This window comes from uncultured Rothia sp., from assembly GCF_963507905.1.
Taxonomy (GTDB): Bacteria; Actinomycetota; Actinomycetes; order Actinomycetales; family Micrococcaceae; genus Rothia.
In genome coordinates this window covers 79,576-94,893 of record NZ_CAUOUU010000004.1, presented here as the reverse complement: position 1 = coordinate 94,893, position 15,318 = coordinate 79,576, and the positions used below count along the sequence as shown (strand labels likewise).

The 15,318-nt window shown below is 58.9% G+C and carries 14 protein-coding genes; 4 read left to right on the top strand and 10 right to left on the bottom strand.

The window, feature by feature from the left end:
- Positions 1-65 precede the first annotated feature (65 nt).
- The 6 genes from RQ593_RS04075 to rsmI all read right to left on the bottom strand — a co-directional run bounded on the left by RQ593_RS04075 (position 66) and on the right by rsmI (position 6,668).
- A complete protein-coding gene (locus tag RQ593_RS04075) occupies positions 66-1,067 on the bottom strand; it encodes a 4-diphosphocytidyl-2C-methyl-D-erythritol kinase (protein ID WP_070644120.1) in 1,002 nt (333 codons plus the stop codon).
- A gap of 67 nt (positions 1,068-1,134) precedes the next feature.
- Positions 1,135-2,007 carry a 16S rRNA (adenine(1518)-N(6)/adenine(1519)-N(6))-dimethyltransferase RsmA gene (rsmA, locus tag RQ593_RS04070; protein ID WP_049341563.1) on the bottom strand — a complete coding sequence of 291 codons (873 nt, stop codon included), beginning with the start codon at positions 2,005-2,007 and terminating at the stop codon, positions 1,135-1,137.
- A 45-nt stretch (positions 2,008-2,052) separates the two neighbouring features.
- On the bottom strand, positions 2,053-2,874 hold the full coding sequence (locus RQ593_RS04065; protein ID WP_049355013.1) for a glycosyltransferase family 25 protein: 822 nt from the start codon (positions 2,872-2,874) through the stop codon (positions 2,053-2,055).
- 385 nt (positions 2,875-3,259) lie between these two features.
- On the bottom strand, positions 3,260-4,081 hold the full coding sequence (locus RQ593_RS04060; RefSeq protein WP_049355916.1) for a glycosyltransferase family 25 protein: 822 nt from the start codon (positions 4,079-4,081) through the stop codon (positions 3,260-3,262).
- Positions 4,082-4,589: 508 nt separating this feature from the next.
- Positions 4,590-5,663 (bottom strand): TatD family hydrolase, encoded by a 1,074-nt coding sequence (locus RQ593_RS04055; RefSeq protein WP_070634165.1) that lies wholly within the window; start codon positions 5,661-5,663, stop codon positions 4,590-4,592.
- A gap of 66 nt (positions 5,664-5,729) precedes the next feature.
- Entirely contained in the window at positions 5,730-6,668 is a 939-nt protein-coding gene (gene rsmI / locus RQ593_RS04050; protein ID WP_049355911.1) for a 16S rRNA (cytidine(1402)-2'-O)-methyltransferase, read from the bottom strand.
- A 170-nt stretch (positions 6,669-6,838) separates the two neighbouring features.
- Between rsmI and RQ593_RS04045 the strand changes: the two genes are divergently transcribed.
- Positions 6,839-8,485 (top strand): dolichyl-phosphate-mannose--protein mannosyltransferase, encoded by a 1,647-nt coding sequence (locus tag RQ593_RS04045; protein WP_296548010.1) that lies wholly within the window; start codon positions 6,839-6,841, stop codon positions 8,483-8,485.
- A 186-nt stretch (positions 8,486-8,671) separates the two neighbouring features.
- Here the strand turns inward: RQ593_RS04045 and RQ593_RS04040 are convergent, their stop codons facing one another.
- The 3 genes from RQ593_RS04040 to RQ593_RS04030 all read right to left on the bottom strand — a co-directional run bounded on the left by RQ593_RS04040 (position 8,672) and on the right by RQ593_RS04030 (position 10,817).
- Positions 8,672-10,006, bottom strand: a complete 1,335-nt coding sequence (locus RQ593_RS04040; RefSeq protein WP_311449882.1) for a TIGR01906 family membrane protein — start codon at positions 10,004-10,006, stop codon at positions 8,672-8,674.
- Positions 10,007-10,152: 146 nt separating this feature from the next.
- A complete protein-coding gene (locus RQ593_RS04035) occupies positions 10,153-10,380 on the bottom strand; it encodes a DUF3499 family protein (RefSeq protein WP_070634168.1) in 228 nt (75 codons plus the stop codon).
- Positions 10,381-10,400: 20 nt separating this feature from the next.
- On the bottom strand, positions 10,401-10,817 hold the full coding sequence (locus tag RQ593_RS04030; RefSeq protein WP_005506882.1) for a WhiB family transcriptional regulator: 417 nt from the start codon (positions 10,815-10,817) through the stop codon (positions 10,401-10,403).
- A 651-nt stretch (positions 10,818-11,468) separates the two neighbouring features.
- Here RQ593_RS04030 and RQ593_RS04025 point away from each other — a divergent pair.
- The gene (locus tag RQ593_RS04025) at positions 11,469-12,269 is read left to right on the top strand and encodes a TIGR03089 family protein (protein ID WP_070604210.1); all 801 of its coding nucleotides are present in this window, start codon (positions 11,469-11,471) and stop codon (positions 12,267-12,269) included.
- A 124-nt stretch (positions 12,270-12,393) separates the two neighbouring features.
- Here RQ593_RS04025 and RQ593_RS04020 read toward each other — a convergent pair whose 3' ends face one another.
- On the bottom strand, positions 12,394-13,011 hold the full coding sequence (locus tag RQ593_RS04020; RefSeq protein WP_296548014.1) for a GtrA family protein: 618 nt from the start codon (positions 13,009-13,011) through the stop codon (positions 12,394-12,396).
- Between the two features lie 429 nt (positions 13,012-13,440).
- Here RQ593_RS04020 and RQ593_RS04015 point away from each other — a divergent pair, with 429 nt between their 5' ends.
- A complete protein-coding gene (locus RQ593_RS04015; RefSeq protein WP_397545896.1) occupies positions 13,441-14,571 on the top strand; it encodes a 5-(carboxyamino)imidazole ribonucleotide synthase in 1,131 nt (376 codons plus the stop codon).
- 99 nt (positions 14,572-14,670) lie between these two features.
- Positions 14,671-15,315 (top strand): 5-(carboxyamino)imidazole ribonucleotide mutase, encoded by a 645-nt coding sequence (gene purE / locus RQ593_RS04010; RefSeq protein WP_311449881.1) that lies wholly within the window; start codon positions 14,671-14,673, stop codon positions 15,313-15,315.
- The last annotated feature ends 3 nt before the right edge of the window (positions 15,316-15,318 follow it).

The following is a 15,318-nucleotide window of genomic DNA, read 5'->3' as shown; positions in this document are numbered from 1 at the left end:
CTTGAGCGTACTTCGCCATGTAATCTGCCGTCTTCGCCGTGGATGTCAAAACAACAGTGTCTTTACTAATGATGCAGAACCGCACTGACCGCACTCACAGCGTGGTTGCCCGTAGCGCGAAGAGCGGACGCAAGAGCCTCCGCCCGAGCCTGCGAAGAAACCAGCAGCAGCACCGTCGGACCGGAACCGGACACCAGGGACGCATACACGCCCTCGCTATCGCGCAGGTTCAGGGTCTGTTCAAGCTGCGGGGCGCAGGACAGCGCTGGAGCCTGCAGGTCGTTACGGAGCAGCGGCGCCAAGGAGGCGAACGCCGCCTCCGAACCGTCATAGGAGCTCAGTGCGGACAGAAGCTCTGCAGGTTCCACCAGCTCACCGGAGGCAGGGTACAGCCCCGAGGCACGGCCCGCATCCAGCTGCTTGAATACGCTGGGGGTTGAGAGGCCAAACTGCGCGGCAACGATTACCAGGTGCAGAGGTTCCCGAGGCGCCGCAACGTTCTGCAGCTCGGTACCGGTCCCCTGCCCCAGGGCGAGGGTCTGCCCGAGCGCGGCGCGCACGCTAAAGGGAATATCGGCGCCCAGCTGCGCGGCGAGACGCTCATAATCCATCTGGGTCAGGAGCGCATCGGTGCGGCCGGTTGTGTGCAGGTAGCGGTCCGTAGCAATGAGGGCGGCAGCCGCGTCCGCTGAGCCGCCAGCCATGCCGCCTGCCACGGGCACAGCCTTCGCAATATGCAGGTGCAGCGCCGGGGCAGATTCAATACCGTGTTCCGCAAGGATTAGCTCGGCGGCACGGTACACAAGATTCCGCTCATCCATCGGCACAGCGGCAGGGTCGAACTGCCCCGCCTGCATCTGCTGATCCACCAGGGAGCCGGGCACAATATCCATGCTCAGGCTCAGCCCCGGTGTCTGCCCCTCAGAGACCGTGATGGTCTCCGTTAGAGAGACCGCCGCAAAAAGCGTAGTCAACGGGTGGTAGCCGTCCGGGCGGACATCCCCCACGGCGAGGTACAGATTGACCTTACCGGGAGCATCAACCGAAATAGCGACCTGGGTACTCATCAGCGCATACACCTTTCGCGCGGGAACTCGCGTGAGAACGTCAGTGAAAATTCAGAGCGGGAAGAAGCTACTCCGCTACGGGCTCAGCCGGAATAGTCAGCGAAGCCTCCGCAATGCGGATAAAGCCGTGAATATCCAGCTTCTCACCGCGTTCCGTCGGAGCGATACCGGCAGCCACCAGAATCTGCTCCGCACGCGCACCCGAACCCGCCCAGGAGCTCAGCGCAGCGCGCAGAGTCTTACGGCGCTGAGCGAAAGCGGCATCCACAATCGTGAACACCAGGTCACGGTCAACGGTAGAAAGAGGCTCCTCGCGCATGCGGAAACCCACCAGGCCCGAGTTAATCTTCGGCGCAGGCCAGAACACGTTCTTGCCAATCACGCCCGCCTTATACACCTCGGCATACCAATTGGCCTTCACCGAGGGCACACCGTAAATCTTCGAACCCGGGGTTGCGGACAGGCGATCGGCGACCTCATCCTGAACCATCACCAGGGCGTGACGAATGCTCGGGAACTGCGCAAACAGGTGCAACAGCACCGGAACCGCCACGTTATAGGGCAGGTTCGCTACCAGAGCATCCGGAGTGCGCGGCAGCTCGGTGACCTTCAGAGCATCCATGAGCACCACGTCAATATCGTCCGCCTTCTCGGGGCGGAACTTCTCAATCGTGTGCGGAAGCTGCTGAGCCAGCGGCGGGTCAATCTCCACCGCCACCATGTCCTTCGCAGCGTCCAGGATACCGAGAGTCAGCGAACCCAGGCCCGGGCCGACCTCCAGCACCGTCTCCTCCGGTGAAATCTCTGCCGCGTTGACAATACGACGAATCGTATTGGGGTCAATCACAAAGTTCTGCCCAAGAGTCTTCGTAGGACGAATACCGAGCATCTCGGCAAGCTCGCGAATCTCAGCAGGGCCGAGCAGGGGCAGATCGTTCACAGCGTTCCTTCACATAGGTGGATGGTGGGGAGGTTACAGTTTAGGTTACCGCGAGAAACGCTGCTTTACCTCATCAAGAGTGGCTTCCAGGGCGTTCTTAGCATTTGTAATACGCTTCTTCGGCGCCAAAGCAATACGCACTCGATCCAGGGGACCAGTACCGTGCTGGAGACTATTCACCTTATCCAGATGACGCTTACCGGATTCCAGGATGACGCTACTGCCCTCCCAGCCGCACAGGCCAGGCTGCACAAAACGCACATCCACGCCCCACTGTTGGTACAGCTTATAGTCATCAGCCACAGTACCCGGCGCCTTACCCTCGAACTGCTTGAGCAGCTGCTCAGCGCCCGAACGGGAAATCAGGTACAGACCGGTGCAAATCAGGGGCCAAGTACCGTACGGCTTACCCATACGGTACTTACCGTGCACAAAAGGAGACAGCAGAGACAGGCGGATGTATTCGACCTGCGGATTCAGCTTGCCGGCATCATTCGCAAAAGAATCGCAGAGGTTCACCAGCTGCACCTGCGGGTACTTCGTGATGATTGAGTTCACCACCGCCTCAGCATCCGGAGAAAGAAGGATGTCGTCTTCAGCAATCAGTGCCCAGTCGGCGTCGCTCGCAACAAAGTCACGCCACATCTTCACGTGGCTGAGCATGCAGCCCTTCTCCGCGGGGCTGGGGTCGCGATGCCAGCGGCTACGGAAAAACTCAACGTCAAATTCTTCATCAGTGACGTGATTATCACGGTTATCCACCGCAGAATAACGGACAAAATCCTGCACAGGTGCGCCCACCGAATAGAACGATTCAAAACGGTTCGCGCCGTCCAGGCCCAGAACATACTTCAGAATCTTTGCCATGTTTTTCCCTTCAATAACTCATCCAGAAGACCTAAGCAGTAGAAGATCGCGTCGGTTAATGATGAGTTTTCAGAACTTCAGACCACCTGCACAACAGAGGGGTTCATCAATCTTAAAAATCAGTGCGTAAACGGCAGGGAGTCTGAAATATTGAGCGTGTGATAAATACGCACACCGCAGTGCAACGTAAAAAGAATTCTATCATTCACCATGCGCCAATCTCAGGTCTCCGCAGGTTAAAACGCGATATGGCACGCGTCGTACTGGTGCACAGCAAAAATCCCCTCCCTACCGCAGATACACGATGGGGAGGGGATACTAGACAGGCAGAAGACCCACATATTTACATTTTTATGTGATGACAGTAGCCCAATCCGTCTCTGGGTTAACGTCCCAGGCGCTGCTTCACATCATCAATGGTGGCTTCCAGAATGTTCTTCGCGTTCGCAATACGCTTCTTCGGCGCCAGAGCGATGCGCAACCGGTCGATAAAACCGGTGCCATGCTGCGTGCTCTTGAGACTTTCCAAGTGACGAACGCCAGAAGTTTGAATGAGGCTGGTACCTTCCCAACCGCACAGGCCGGGCTGCACCAAATATACGTCCACTCCCCATTCTCGGTAGAGGGAATAATCATCAGCAACAACGCCGGGAACCGTCTCGCCATAACATTCTACGAGTCGTTCAGCCCCAGAACGCGAAAGAAGATACAAGGCAGCACCATACAGAGGCTTTGAACCATAGGCACTACCCATACGGTACTTGCCGTACACAAAAGGAGAAAGCAACGAAAGACGGGGGTAATCAACCTGCGGGTTGAGCTTGCCAGCTTCAGAAGCGTAGATATCACCCAGGTTAACCATCTGCACGTGAGGATACTTTTCGATAATCCTCTCCACTACAGGCTGCAGGTCAGGGGAAATGAGGACATCGTCCTCTGCCAGCAAAGCCCAGTCGGCATCTGAAGCGAGGAAGTCCTTCCACATGTGGTAGTGGCTCAAAGCGCAACCCTTTTCGGCAGGCCTCGGCTCTTTACCGTAACGAGTCAAGAACAGCTTGCTATCGAATTGTGCATCAGTGACGTGATTATCACGGTTATCCACCGCAGAATAACGCTGAAAACCTTGAGCGGGTGCCCCCACCGAGAAGAAAGAATCAAACCGGTTAGCGCCGTCCAGTCCCAGAACGTATTTCAGAATTTTTGCCATGAATTTCCCTTTGCTTGGCGCACCCATACGGTCCTGATCTGAAACGACAGAAGCCATGCATGAGTGCCGAGTATTGACTTGGCACCGACAAACACAAAGCACGCCGAAAATATGCGCGCACGATAACAAAATGCCTAGTCAGTGAGTGATGAATTGTATGTATAAAAATACCCTATCACTCATGTGAAGATAGTACCCAACAATTGGCGTGCAGCCCCCTGTTATGTCTCGCACGTTACACGATACCTCACGCGCTAAAGCTGAAAATAACTACAAAAAAGCCCCTCCCTGCCATACATATATGACAAAGAAAGGCTTTCTCAAAGATGCTTACTTATTTCGCCTTGCCCAGACGTTGCTTCACCTCATCAATGGTGGCGTCCAGGGCGTTCTTTGCATTCGCCACCGCCTCAGCATCCGGAGAAATAAGGATGTCGTTCTCAGTAATCAGAGCCCAGTCAGCATCCGAGGCGACTCAGAGTAGCTCTCCGCTACAGGCTGTACGCACCTACCACTGACCGTAAACCCGCTCCGAATTCTCACGAATACGACGGCAGAGCGCCTCCAGCTCCTCACCGCGATGAGCCGCCATAAAACGCACCGTGTAGTTCGTCATGTAGGACGCATTCGGGCGGCCACGGAACGGATGCGGGGTCAAGAACGGTGCATCCGTCTCAGCCAGAATCAGCTCCGGGCGAGCCATCGCCAACGACTCCTGAATACCCTTCGAGTTCTTGAAAGTCACGGTACCAGCAAAGCTCATGTACCAGCCGCGCTCATTGCAGATCGCCGCAAGCTCCGGGCCACCCGAATAGCAGTGGAACACGGTACGTTCCGGCGCACCCTCTTCATCTAGAATCCGCACAACGTCCTCGTGCGCGTCGCGGTCATGAATCTGCAACGCAAGGTTGTGCTTCTTCGCAATGCGAATATGCTCACGGAAGCTGTAGTGCTGCGCCTCCATGCCTTCCTCGCCGGTGCGGAAATAATCCAGGCCAGTCTCACCAATAGCGCGCACGCGGTCAGCGGTGGCGAGCTCGTCGAGGGTGGCGAGCGCCGCCTCCAACTGACCGGCTGCAGCCAGCTCGGGAGCGGTGTTGGGGTGAATCGCAATGGCGGCGAGGACGCGCTCATCAGCCTGCGCGGCGGCGACCGCGTACAGGGAGGAGGGAATATCGCATCCGACCTGCACGATAGCGGCGATGCCGAGCTTTTCGCCGGCGTCGAGTGCGTCGCGGGCGCTGATTTCTACTTCGCCGTCGAGCAGGTCCATGTGGGTGTGGTTATCCACGATGGGGTACGGCAGCGGCTCGGGGGCGGGCGGGAAGACCAGATTGCGGCTGCGGCCGTTCTCGCCGGTGGTGGAGCGGCGGCGGGTTCCTTCTCCGCCTTCGGCGTCACTGATGCCGGTGTAGAGTTCCGCCTTATAGGGCGCAGGTACTTCACCGGGGACAGGCACCCAGCCGTTAGGCAGAGCGGTTGCCTGGAGCGCCGCGGGGGTGGGCAGGGTGTAGTTCGCCAGGGCGGCGAGGGAGTTCAGGTACTCCTGGGTGATTTCAGGACCGGGATGGCTCTGACACATTGATAAATCCTCGGGATAAAACTGCAGGGTAAAGCTGGGGGGGTAAAGCTGCGCGGTGATTCTGAGTTATTCGGAGCGGGCAGCCAGTGCCGCCTCGTACAGGTCACGCTTGGAGGTGCCGGTCTCAGCGGCGACAGCGGCGCAGGCGCTCTTGAGGCGCTCGCCGCCCGCTACACGCTCGAGGACCAGTTGCACTACGTCCTGTGCTTCGGGGGTTTCGGGGGCTTGTGCGCCCTCGACAATAATGACGATTTCGCCGCGGACGCGTTCAGACTCAGCCCATTCGGCAAGCTCTGCCAGGGTACCGCGTCGAACCTCTTCGTGGAGCTTGGTTAGCTCACGGCTGACAGTTCCGCGGCGGTCGGCGCCGAAGGTCTGCACGAAGTCAGCCAGGGTTGCGGCGGTGCGATGCGGGGATTCGTAGAAGATCATGGTGCGCTCCTCCCCCGCCAGCGATGCGAGGCGGCGGGTGCGCTCGGAGCCCTTGCGGGCGAGGAAGCCTTCGAAGGTGAATCGTCCGGTGGGCAGACCGGAGAGCGCGAGCGCGGTCAACGCCGCGGAGGGTCCGGGCACCACGGTGACGGGCAGGTCGGCTTCTGCGACGGCTGCGGCGGCAACGTAGCCGGGGTCAGAGATGGTGGGCATGCCCGCATCCGAGAGCAGCAGCACACGTTGACCGTCCTGTACCGCCTGCACGATGGTTTCGCTGCGTTCGGCTTCATTGTGGTCGTGGTTGACGATGATGCGGCCGCGGGTGCGCACGCCAAGCCCGGAGGCGAGGGTTCGTAGCTTGCGGGTGTCTTCAACGGCGATGAGGTCTGCGGTGGCGAGGGCTGAGCGCAGTCGGTCGGAGGCGTCGGCAAGGTTGCCGATGGGGGTGCCGCCGAGGATGAGCACGCCGCCTTCTTCGGAGGTGACGGCGGTGTTAGCAGTGTCAGTCTGGGGTGCCTCGACCGTTTCTGAGGGGTCGGTGGTTTCTTCGGTGTATTCTGCGGGTGCGGTCATGGCAGGCCTCGTGTTTGTGTCTGGTCTTCGTGTACCCACTAAGTGTAACGCCCGCGCTCAATCCAGTACCGGGTGGGACTCCGCGTCAGGCACAGGTGCCAGTGCGTCATATAAGCCGTTCACGGGCTGAAATGGTGCATCGTGCGTTCTGACCCTTTAGGATTGATGGGGTGAAGATACCTAAGCTACTTTCTCCCGCGTCTGCCGCCACGGCTGGTTCGGCTGGTTCTGCCCGTTCTTCGTCTGAACGTGGTCGTTACAGCCTCGATTCTCTGCTGGATGCGCTCGCTGTTGCCTATATTCGTGCCCCGCGTTGGGGCTGGCTGGCGCCCGCACTGATTGTGCTGGTTGCCGGTATTCTGCGTTTTTATAATTTGGCGCATCCGAATGCCATTGTTTTTGATGAGACGTACTACGCCAAGGACGCCTACTCGTATGTGCATTACGGCTATGAGTTGAGCTGGTCGAAGGACGCTAATGCTTCCTTTGCGGCGGGTCACCCGTCGGGTCTGTTGACGGATTCGCCGGAGTATGTGGTGCATCCGCCGTTGGGTAAGTGGATGATTGCCGCGGGCATGGCAATTTTTGGTGATAATAATCCCTTTGGTTGGCGTGTTTCTGCTGCGGTGATTGGCACCCTGTCGGTGGCGTTGATTGCGTATGCTGGCTGGTTGCTGTTCCGTTCGATGACGGTGGCGACTATTGCGGCTCTGCTGGCTGCGGTGGATGGTCTGATGCTGGTGGAGTCTCGCCTGGCTCTGCTGGATATTTTCCAGATGTTCTGGATTCTGGCGACTTTTGTGTGCCTGGTGCTTGACCGTATTCAGGCGCGGCGCGTGTTGGCGCGCAATATTGCGGAGGCGGCACGCCAGAATAGCGGTGTGCTTCCGCCGATGCCGTGGGGCCCGAGTATGGGTCTGCGCCTGTGGCGTTTTGCTGCCGGTGTGTGCGCCGGTGCCGCGGTGGGTGTGAAGTGGAATTCGCTGTTCTTTATTGCGGCGATGGGTCTGCTGACGGTGTTCTGGGATATTAATGCTCGCCGTATTGTGGGCCTGGATAAGTGGGGTTTGACGGCGCTGGTGCGTGACGGCATCCCCGCGTTCTTCCAGATGATTGGTGTGGGTCTGCTGGTGTACCTGAGCACTTGGGCGGGCTGGTTCCAGTCGTCGAATGCATATTTCCGCCGCTGGGCTGTTGAGAACCCCGGCAAGGGCGTCATGTGGCTTCCTGAGGATCTGCGTTCTCTGTGGGAGTACCATGTGTCGGCGTTTAAGTTCCATTCTGGTTTGAGCAGCCCGCACACGTATTCTTCGCAGGCGTGGCAGTGGCTGGTTTTGGGCCGCCCGACCTCGTACTACTATGAGTCGCCGAAGCTGGGTTCTTCTGGCTGTACCGTGAAGTCCTGTTCCGAGGCTATTTTGAATATCGGTAACCCGGCGATTTGGTGGGCGTTTATTCCGGCGATTATTGTGGCGCTTCTGGTTCTGTTGCTGAAGCGGGATTGGCGTTTTGGTGCGCTGCTGGTTGTGTTCGGTGCGGGCTATTTCCCGTGGTTTATGTACCCGACCCGCACGATGTTCTACTTCTACGCGCTGTCCTTTGAACCGTTCCTGATTCTACTGTTGGCAGGTACTTTAGGTCTGGCGCTGTCGGGTGCTCGCGGTTCGGTGTTGCGTGCGCGTTTGGGTGTGACGCTGGTAGCGATTTACCTGGTGGGCGTGCTCATGTTGAGTGCGTACTTTATGCCGCTGTGGACTGCTCAGGTGATTCCGTATGAGCAGTGGTATTCGCACATGTGGTTTAAGTCCTGGATTTAGGCTCGGAATCTAGCCTCGGGTTTTAGAGCCGGGTTTTAGGCTCGGGTTTTAGGCTCGGGTTTAGACGCGAGCGATGCAAGCTTGGGTATAGCGAAGGGGGCTGGGTTCTACCGTATGGGTAGATGCCCAGCCCCCTTTGTTGTGCCCTCTGCGCTCTAACGCGGGGAGCGAGAAGGCTTATGGAATTTAGTTCTCGCCGACTCGTGCGGAGGCGAGCTTGACGCGCAGCTCCTGGCGTTCCTGGCGGCGGCGTTCCGCCTTGAGCTTGCGGTATTTGGTGGGCCAGGTGGTCACGAGCAGGAGGGTAATCTGCGCTGCCACGAGGACCGCTACGGCGATTGCCGCATCAATCCAGAACTGCGGCGGGTAGAGGCGGATTAGGGAGCTTCGCACCGAGAACTCCCAGTTGCCCTGCGGGAAGAACACCTGGTGGAAGGTGGTGAACAGCCATTCCCAACCGAAGGCGCCCACGACGCCGAGCACCACGATAAGGCCCAGGGTAATCCACGCGCCCGAGAAAAGGCTGCGGCGGATGGTTCCGGGGGCACGCTCGCGCAGGGAGATGCTGCTGAAGAGCGTCACGAGGAAGAGCACGGCAACGGCTACGGTAGCGATGAGCAGCACCCATTTCACGTCGTGCATGTGGTTTACTTCTGCTTCGGTGAAGGCGAGGGTATTGTCGGCACCGGTGGTGACGCGGGCGAGGTATTCTCGCGGCGCGAAGTTGTTGATGTAGTCCACGCCGTAAGAGCCCAGGCGCATCCTCTCGATGAGGTAGTAGCCGTAGCTGTCTTCGGGGAATCCGGGTCGGTGGTATTCAAGCCAGAGGAAGGGCGCGGAAGCGACGGCACGGATCGCGATCATGAGTACGGTCAGCGGTACGGTGAGCGCGATGAGGGTTGCGCGGAGCTTGAGGAGGCGCGGGGTGTCTTCCACGGCGTCTTCGCGTGCCGCGGCGCGTTCAGCGGCCTCGGGTGAGGCTGCCAGGGAGGACAGAGGCGCGTTGGGGTCTGCGACCGCGTGGGTGTGGCCGGTGCGGGTGGTTTCGGTGCGGTACTTGCGTCCGGCGGTGGAGGCGCTTGCCGCCTCCGCGGTAGCGACGGTTTCTGCTTCAGCGGCTTTTTCGGCTTCTGCTGCTGCCGCGGCTTCTGCTTCGGCGGCCTTCTGCATGGTTTCGCGGTTGAGGTCGCTGAGCGTCGGGTTTTTGGGGGTGCTCTGCGAGTCGCGGACGAGGGGCACGAAGCCGGTGGAGACGTTGGTGCGGGTGCGTACGCGGGTGCCGACGCCCTGTTCGCGTAGCTTGCTGCGTGCGGGGACGACGGGTACGTTCCCGGTGGGCAGGTCGGGTTCTTCGGCGACGGTGGGTACGTCTGCTGCGATGCGTCCGAAGGCGCCGGTGTGCGGTGCCGGTTCGCTGGTTTTAGTTTCGGTGCGTCGGGCGTGGAGTAGTTCTTCGGCGTTGGTGCGGCGGATGGCCGGGCGCAGTGCGCCCCACATTCCTCGGTGTGTTTCTTTGCTCATGGATCTCGCGTTCTTTTCGAGTGAATGGTGTTTGAGTGAGTTGCGGGTGTCTGTACTATCTGCCAGTTTCTCATACGCAAAGAACCTTCCGTGTGAATTCACGGAAGGTTCTTTGCATTCGGGTGTTTAAATCTTGGGTCCGAATTCTAGGATTCGATGGTGTCCGCACCCTGGACGGGTACCTTGTAGACCACTCGCCAGCCCTGAGGTGCCGTCAGTCGTGCGGCGTGATCGTCGCAGAGGTCGTAGGCGTGGGGTTCGCGGAATTCAGAGAGTGCATCAATGAGTGCCGTGGAATCTGCGTAGGAGTAGTGGAGAGTAACAGTCGCCTCTCGCTGGCAGGTCTGGCGGGAGCACAGTCGTGCGGTCTGCATGTAGATGGTACCTTCCTGGCTTAGCTCGCCTGCTTGCGCAGTCGGCGGCGTTCACGTTCTGACAGCCCGCCCCAGATTCCGAAGCGCTCGTCATTGTCCATTGCATATTGTAGACATTCTTCGCGCACGGGGCATACACCGCATACCCTTTTGGCGTCTCGGGTGGAGCCGCCCTTCTCGGGGAAGAAGGCTTCGGGGTCGGTCTGGGCGCAGAGTGCTTCAGCTTGCCAGGCGAGTTCTCCGTCTTCGCCTTCGGTTCCGTAGAGTCCTGCCGCTGCGGTCCATACGTCGGTGCAGGCAGGCATGTTTCGTTCTGCGTCTGCGAGAAAGGCGTCGGTGGCTTTTTCGAGAGATTGAGTGGGATTCATGCTACGGTGCTGAGCGCCTGATGCGCGCGCGGCCGCGATGGAGCGGTCCGATGCAATGTAGGAGCCCATGTGTTTTCCTTCCGTGTTCTCATTGTGAGCTTAATGAGTCTGCGGATCCGTCGTCGACGGAATCTTAGTGTGTATGGTGTGGCATGGTTCGCTTTGGCCTCTACGGTCCCTCCAAGGCAAACACGCTTATATATCTATTAGACGTGCGACACGCCGTTTCGTCAAACTAGACTTAAACAATATTTAGATGTATGTGTTAGGGGCGTCATATTTAATGTAAATTTGACCTTTATATATTTTCCCACGCACCACTTACCCTCGCTCACACCTAAGGGACACCCAGGTTTTCCCTTCTCCAGGAGTGGTTTCCATCGCCCGCAAATTCCGCATCCCGACTGCAAATATAAGGGTTCATGACGACCATCCCACACGCCCCATCTCGAGTATAGGGAAAGATTCTAATAATTAGATAAGAAAAACTTATCTTTTTCACCATGCGGTTTCTGAATATTTTTCGAGGCATTGCGAACCATTTACATTTCCAATTTATATTTATGCCACATTCCAAAATGAGACATTAGGGCTGTCAAACATTTTGAGCCATTAGATTTTTTAAGGCATCCTTAGGCGTTTTTACTTTACCCCTGTATCTTTTACTCCCGCGTCGGCTTCTCCACGCGCCCCACCACACGGTGCGGTAGAGTAAAACCCATGGTTACTCTCTCCCCCACCGGCGCCTCCGTGCCCACAACTCTGAACCGCTTCTTTGAGAAGCTCAGCAGCCAGCAGACTCCCGCCCTCATCTGGTATTCGGTAAATGGCGAGCGCATCGAGCTCTCCGGCAGGGTCCTCATGAATTGGGTTGATAAGAGCGCAAACCTGCTGGTTGAAGAATGCGAACTGGAGCCTGGTGAGGACTTTGACCTTCAGGCTCCCCTGCACTGGCGCACTATTGTTCTGGGCTTGGCGGCGCTGCGTGTGGGCGCTCTGCTGAACCAGGATGAGCCGTTGGTTGCCGCAGTCTGCACCGAGCAGGAGGCTGGCTACACGAACGACCCCGCGTACCTTCTGGCGGTTGATCGTGCCCCGCTGGCGCTTTCTTACACCGGTGACCTGCAGGCGCTGTCCTCCTATGCCGATGAGGTGCTCGATTATTGCGCGCTGGTGCGTAGCTTTGGCGACCAGTACTCCGGTATGCTTCCGGATGACTCGGCAGAGGTGCTTGAGGGCTTCACATACGCAGAGGCGTACGAGCAGGCGCTTGCACAGGCGCAGATTTATCGCACGGCGGGTTATGCGCTGCCTTCGGGTCAGCGTGCGCTCGCGCTGGAGTTGAGCCCCGATTACGCTTTTGATGCGTCGGAGGCGACCATGAGCGCCCTGTTGGAGGTTCTGGCGATTTTGCTCTCCGGTCATGCGGTGTTTGTGGCTGACCCGAGCGTGGACTGGCAGGATGAGCAGCTGGCGTCTCTGATGGATTCCGAGCGTGCAGTGGAGATTCCCCGCAGCTAGTTTCCCGCGCCTAGTGAGTCTTCCAAAGTTTCTAGATTTTTAAAAAACTTATCCCCCGATACAGCGTGTATCGGGGGATAAGTTTTTGGAACAAGTCTTAGCTGATGGTCGGCCTTAGGCGGGTCTAGGAGTTCTGCGAACCGGGCTTCGACTGCGCCTCGGATGCAGCCGCTTCAGAGGTTGCCTTACGTGCTGCGGGCTCTTCGCCGTCGAGAATGGCGGCAGCTTCGTCAAACATGCGGCCGAGCTCCTCGTGGTCGGTACCTTCGCCCTCTTCGACTTTCTGGCGGTGCGAACCGTACACCCAGAAGCGGTAGAGGAAGTAGCGAAGGATGGTGCCCAGGATGGTACCGATGATCGTACCGGAGATGAAGGACGCCTCGGGGGTGCGCAGGTTCAGCACGTAGGTACTGAATGCCACACAGCCGGCCTCAACGAGGATGCCGAGCAGATTGACCAAGCCGAATTCGATAGCTTCGCGCTTCCAGTTCTCGGAGCGGGAGTCGCGGAAGGTCCACAGGCGGTTCATGAGCCAGGAGAAGATGGTTGCGACAACACTTGCAACGACCTTCGCCTTAGTGTGGGACTCCGACATGATGGTCATCATCAGCATCCACACCGTCACAGAGTTCACGATGAAGGCGGCGCCGCCCACGGTACCGAATTTGAGCACCTCAATACCGTAGCTGTCCCAGAGGGATTTCAAGCGTTCGGTGAGGGTCGGTTTCGTCTGTGCGCTCATACGGGGCCTATCTAGCGGAGTTTTATCGGGAAAAAGGGGCGATATGCGACGGTGGGCGCTAGTTACGCGGCGACGGTCGAATGCTTCAGCCTCTTTTACAAGCTCTTATATGTTAATACAGTCCTGCTGTCTTCTCTGTACCTCTGAGAGTTTTTCCATGGACCTCCCAGCTATCGGGACGCCTCCGTTCACCTCGCCCCTGATGATGCCAAAGAGGCAAGCTTGAGGGCTTTACCCGCGTATCCGCCGCGTTACATCAACGGCGCAAGAATCTATGCGCTGGATTGTTTCACCTCCCTGGCACTCATTCTGTGACCTTAATGTGGTCTTGCTCCCATAAGCACTCTGAAACCGGTACACTTAGGTGCTGTGACTTACCCTGTGACTGGACCCGTAATTGGCGTCATCGGCGGAGGCCAGCTGGCCCGCATGATGGCACCCGCAGCAACTAACCTTGGCCTCGACCTGCAGATTCTTGCGGAGGCGCCCACCGTCGGCGCCGTGGCAGCGGTACGTACCGCGCCCGTCGGGGATTACAAAGACTTGGACACCCTCCGCGAGTTTGCTCGCGGCAAGGATGTCATCACTTTCGACCATGAGCACGTGCCCACCGAATTTCTGCGCACCCTCATGGCAGAGGGCGTGAACGTTCAGCCCCGCCCCGAAGCTCTCCAGTACGCCCAGGACAAGCTCCTGATGCGCCAGGCCGTTGAGCGCCTGGGTCTGCCGAACCCGCGTTGGGCTCAGGTTTCTACCCTGGACGAGCTGCTCGCCTTCGGTGATGAGATCGGCTGGCCCGTGGTGTTGAAGACCCCGCGCGGCGGCTACGACGGCAAGGGCGTTCTCGTTCTGGATTCCCCCGCCGATGCTCGCGAGCGCAGCGCCGAGTGGTTCGAGCAGCTGCCTTCCCGCACTGATTTCTCCGCCCTGCTCGCTGAGGAGAAGGTGCCCTTCACCCGTGAGCTCTCCGCGCTGGTTGCTCGCCGTGAAAGCGGCGAGGTGCGCCCCTGGCCGGTCGTTGAGACCATCCAGGTGAACTCCATCTGTGACGAGGTCATTGCCCCCGCGCAGAATCTGGACCCCGAGATTGCTGAGGCTGCCGCTTCCGCCGCCGTGACTATTGCTTCCGAGCTGGGTGTCACCGGTGTGATGGCTGCTGAGCTTTTTGAGGTGCCCGGCTCCCCCGCAGGCTTCTACATCAACGAACTGGCGATGCGCCCGCACAACACCGGCCACTGGACTCAGGACGGTTCGGTGACCAGCCAGTTTGAGCAGCACCTGCGTGCGGTGCTTGATCTGCCGCTGGGCGATACCTCCGTGCTGGAGGGCGTTGCAGTGATGAAGAACTACCTGGGCGGCGAGAACGAGGATATCTTCGGCGTCTACCCGCTGGCGCTTTCGGCTGAGCCGCGCGCAAAGATTCACTTCTACGGCAAGGAAACCCGTCCGGGACGCAAGATTGGTCACGTGAACATTACTGGCACGGTGGCTGAGCTTGACGAGTTGCGCCACAGCGCCGCGAATGCCGCCTCCATTTTGCGTGACGGCCGCCCCCTGTAGCCCCTGTTTTAGCCGGTGCGCGGGGTGAGTGCATCCTGCATATCCGGTACCCCCTAGTGATGGTGGTTCGCCACCGCATCCTGAAAGGATATGAGGATTATGTCTCAGTCTCCCTATGATTCCTCCCAGCCCATCGTTGGCATTGTGATGGGTTCGGATTCGGACTGGTCGGTCATGGAGGCCGCAGCCGAGGTTCTGGACGAGTTCGGCATCCCCTACGAGGCTGACGTCGTCTCGGCTCACCGCATGCCCGAGGACATGATTGAGTACGGCAAGAAGGCTCACAGCCGCGGTATCCGCGTGATTATTGCCGGTGCCGGCGGTGCCGCTCACCTGCCGGGCATGCTCGCCTCCGTCACCGCTCTGCCGGTGATTGGTGTTCCGGTGCGCCTGAAGAACCTCGAAGGCATGGACTCGCTGCTGTCGATTGTCCAGATGCCCGCCGGCGTCCCGGTGGCAACCGTGTCCATTAACGGTGCGCGCAACGCAGGTCTGTTGGCTCTGCGTATCCTGGGTTCGGGTACTGATTCTTTCGCCCGCCAGGTGCATGACGACCTGCGTCAGTTCTCTCAGGATCTGCGTCAGAGCGCTATGGACAAGGGCGCCGCCCTGCGCACCCGCGTAGCCGAGGCGAAGGCGAAGGCGAAGGCTGCTGCCGAGCATGAGGCTGAGGAGAGCACCTCCTCGACTCGCCCGGCACCTGCCCCCGAGGCTTCCTCGGAGCCGCAGGCTTACGTTCCCTAAGCT

Coding starts and splice junctions, on each gene's coding strand:
- RQ593_RS04065 (WP_049355013.1), bottom strand. CDS start 2,874: ATGGCAAAGATTCTGAAGTATGTTCTGGGCCTGGACGGCGCGAACCGT.
- RQ593_RS04020 (WP_296548014.1), bottom strand. CDS start 13,011: ATGAGCGCACAGACGAAACCGACCCTCACCGAACGCTTGAAATCCCTC.
- RQ593_RS04015 (WP_397545896.1), top strand. CDS start 13,441: ATGATGGCACCCGCAGCAACTAACCTTGGCCTCGACCTGCAGATTCTT.
- RQ593_RS04030 (WP_005506882.1), bottom strand. CDS start 10,817: ATGGGCTCCTACATTGCATCGGACCGCTCCATCGCGGCCGCGCGCGCA.
- RQ593_RS04055 (WP_070634165.1), bottom strand. CDS start 5,663: ATGTGTCAGAGCCATCCCGGTCCTGAAATCACCCAGGAGTACCTGAAC.
- RQ593_RS04025 (WP_070604210.1), top strand. CDS start 11,469: ATGGTTACTCTCTCCCCCACCGGCGCCTCCGTGCCCACAACTCTGAAC.
- rsmI (WP_049355911.1), bottom strand. CDS start 6,668: ATGACCGCACCCGCAGAATACACCGAAGAAACCACCGACCCCTCAGAA.
- RQ593_RS04075 (WP_070644120.1), bottom strand. CDS start 1,067: ATGAGTACCCAGGTCGCTATTTCGGTTGATGCTCCCGGTAAGGTCAAT.
- RQ593_RS04060 (WP_049355916.1), bottom strand. CDS start 4,081: ATGGCAAAAATTCTGAAATACGTTCTGGGACTGGACGGCGCTAACCGG.
- RQ593_RS04035 (WP_070634168.1), bottom strand. CDS start 10,380: ATGCAGACCGCACGACTGTGCTCCCGCCAGACCTGCCAGCGAGAGGCG.
- RQ593_RS04040 (WP_311449882.1), bottom strand. CDS start 10,006: ATGAGCAAAGAAACACACCGAGGAATGTGGGGCGCACTGCGCCCGGCC.
- purE (WP_311449881.1), top strand. CDS start 14,671: ATGTCTCAGTCTCCCTATGATTCCTCCCAGCCCATCGTTGGCATTGTG.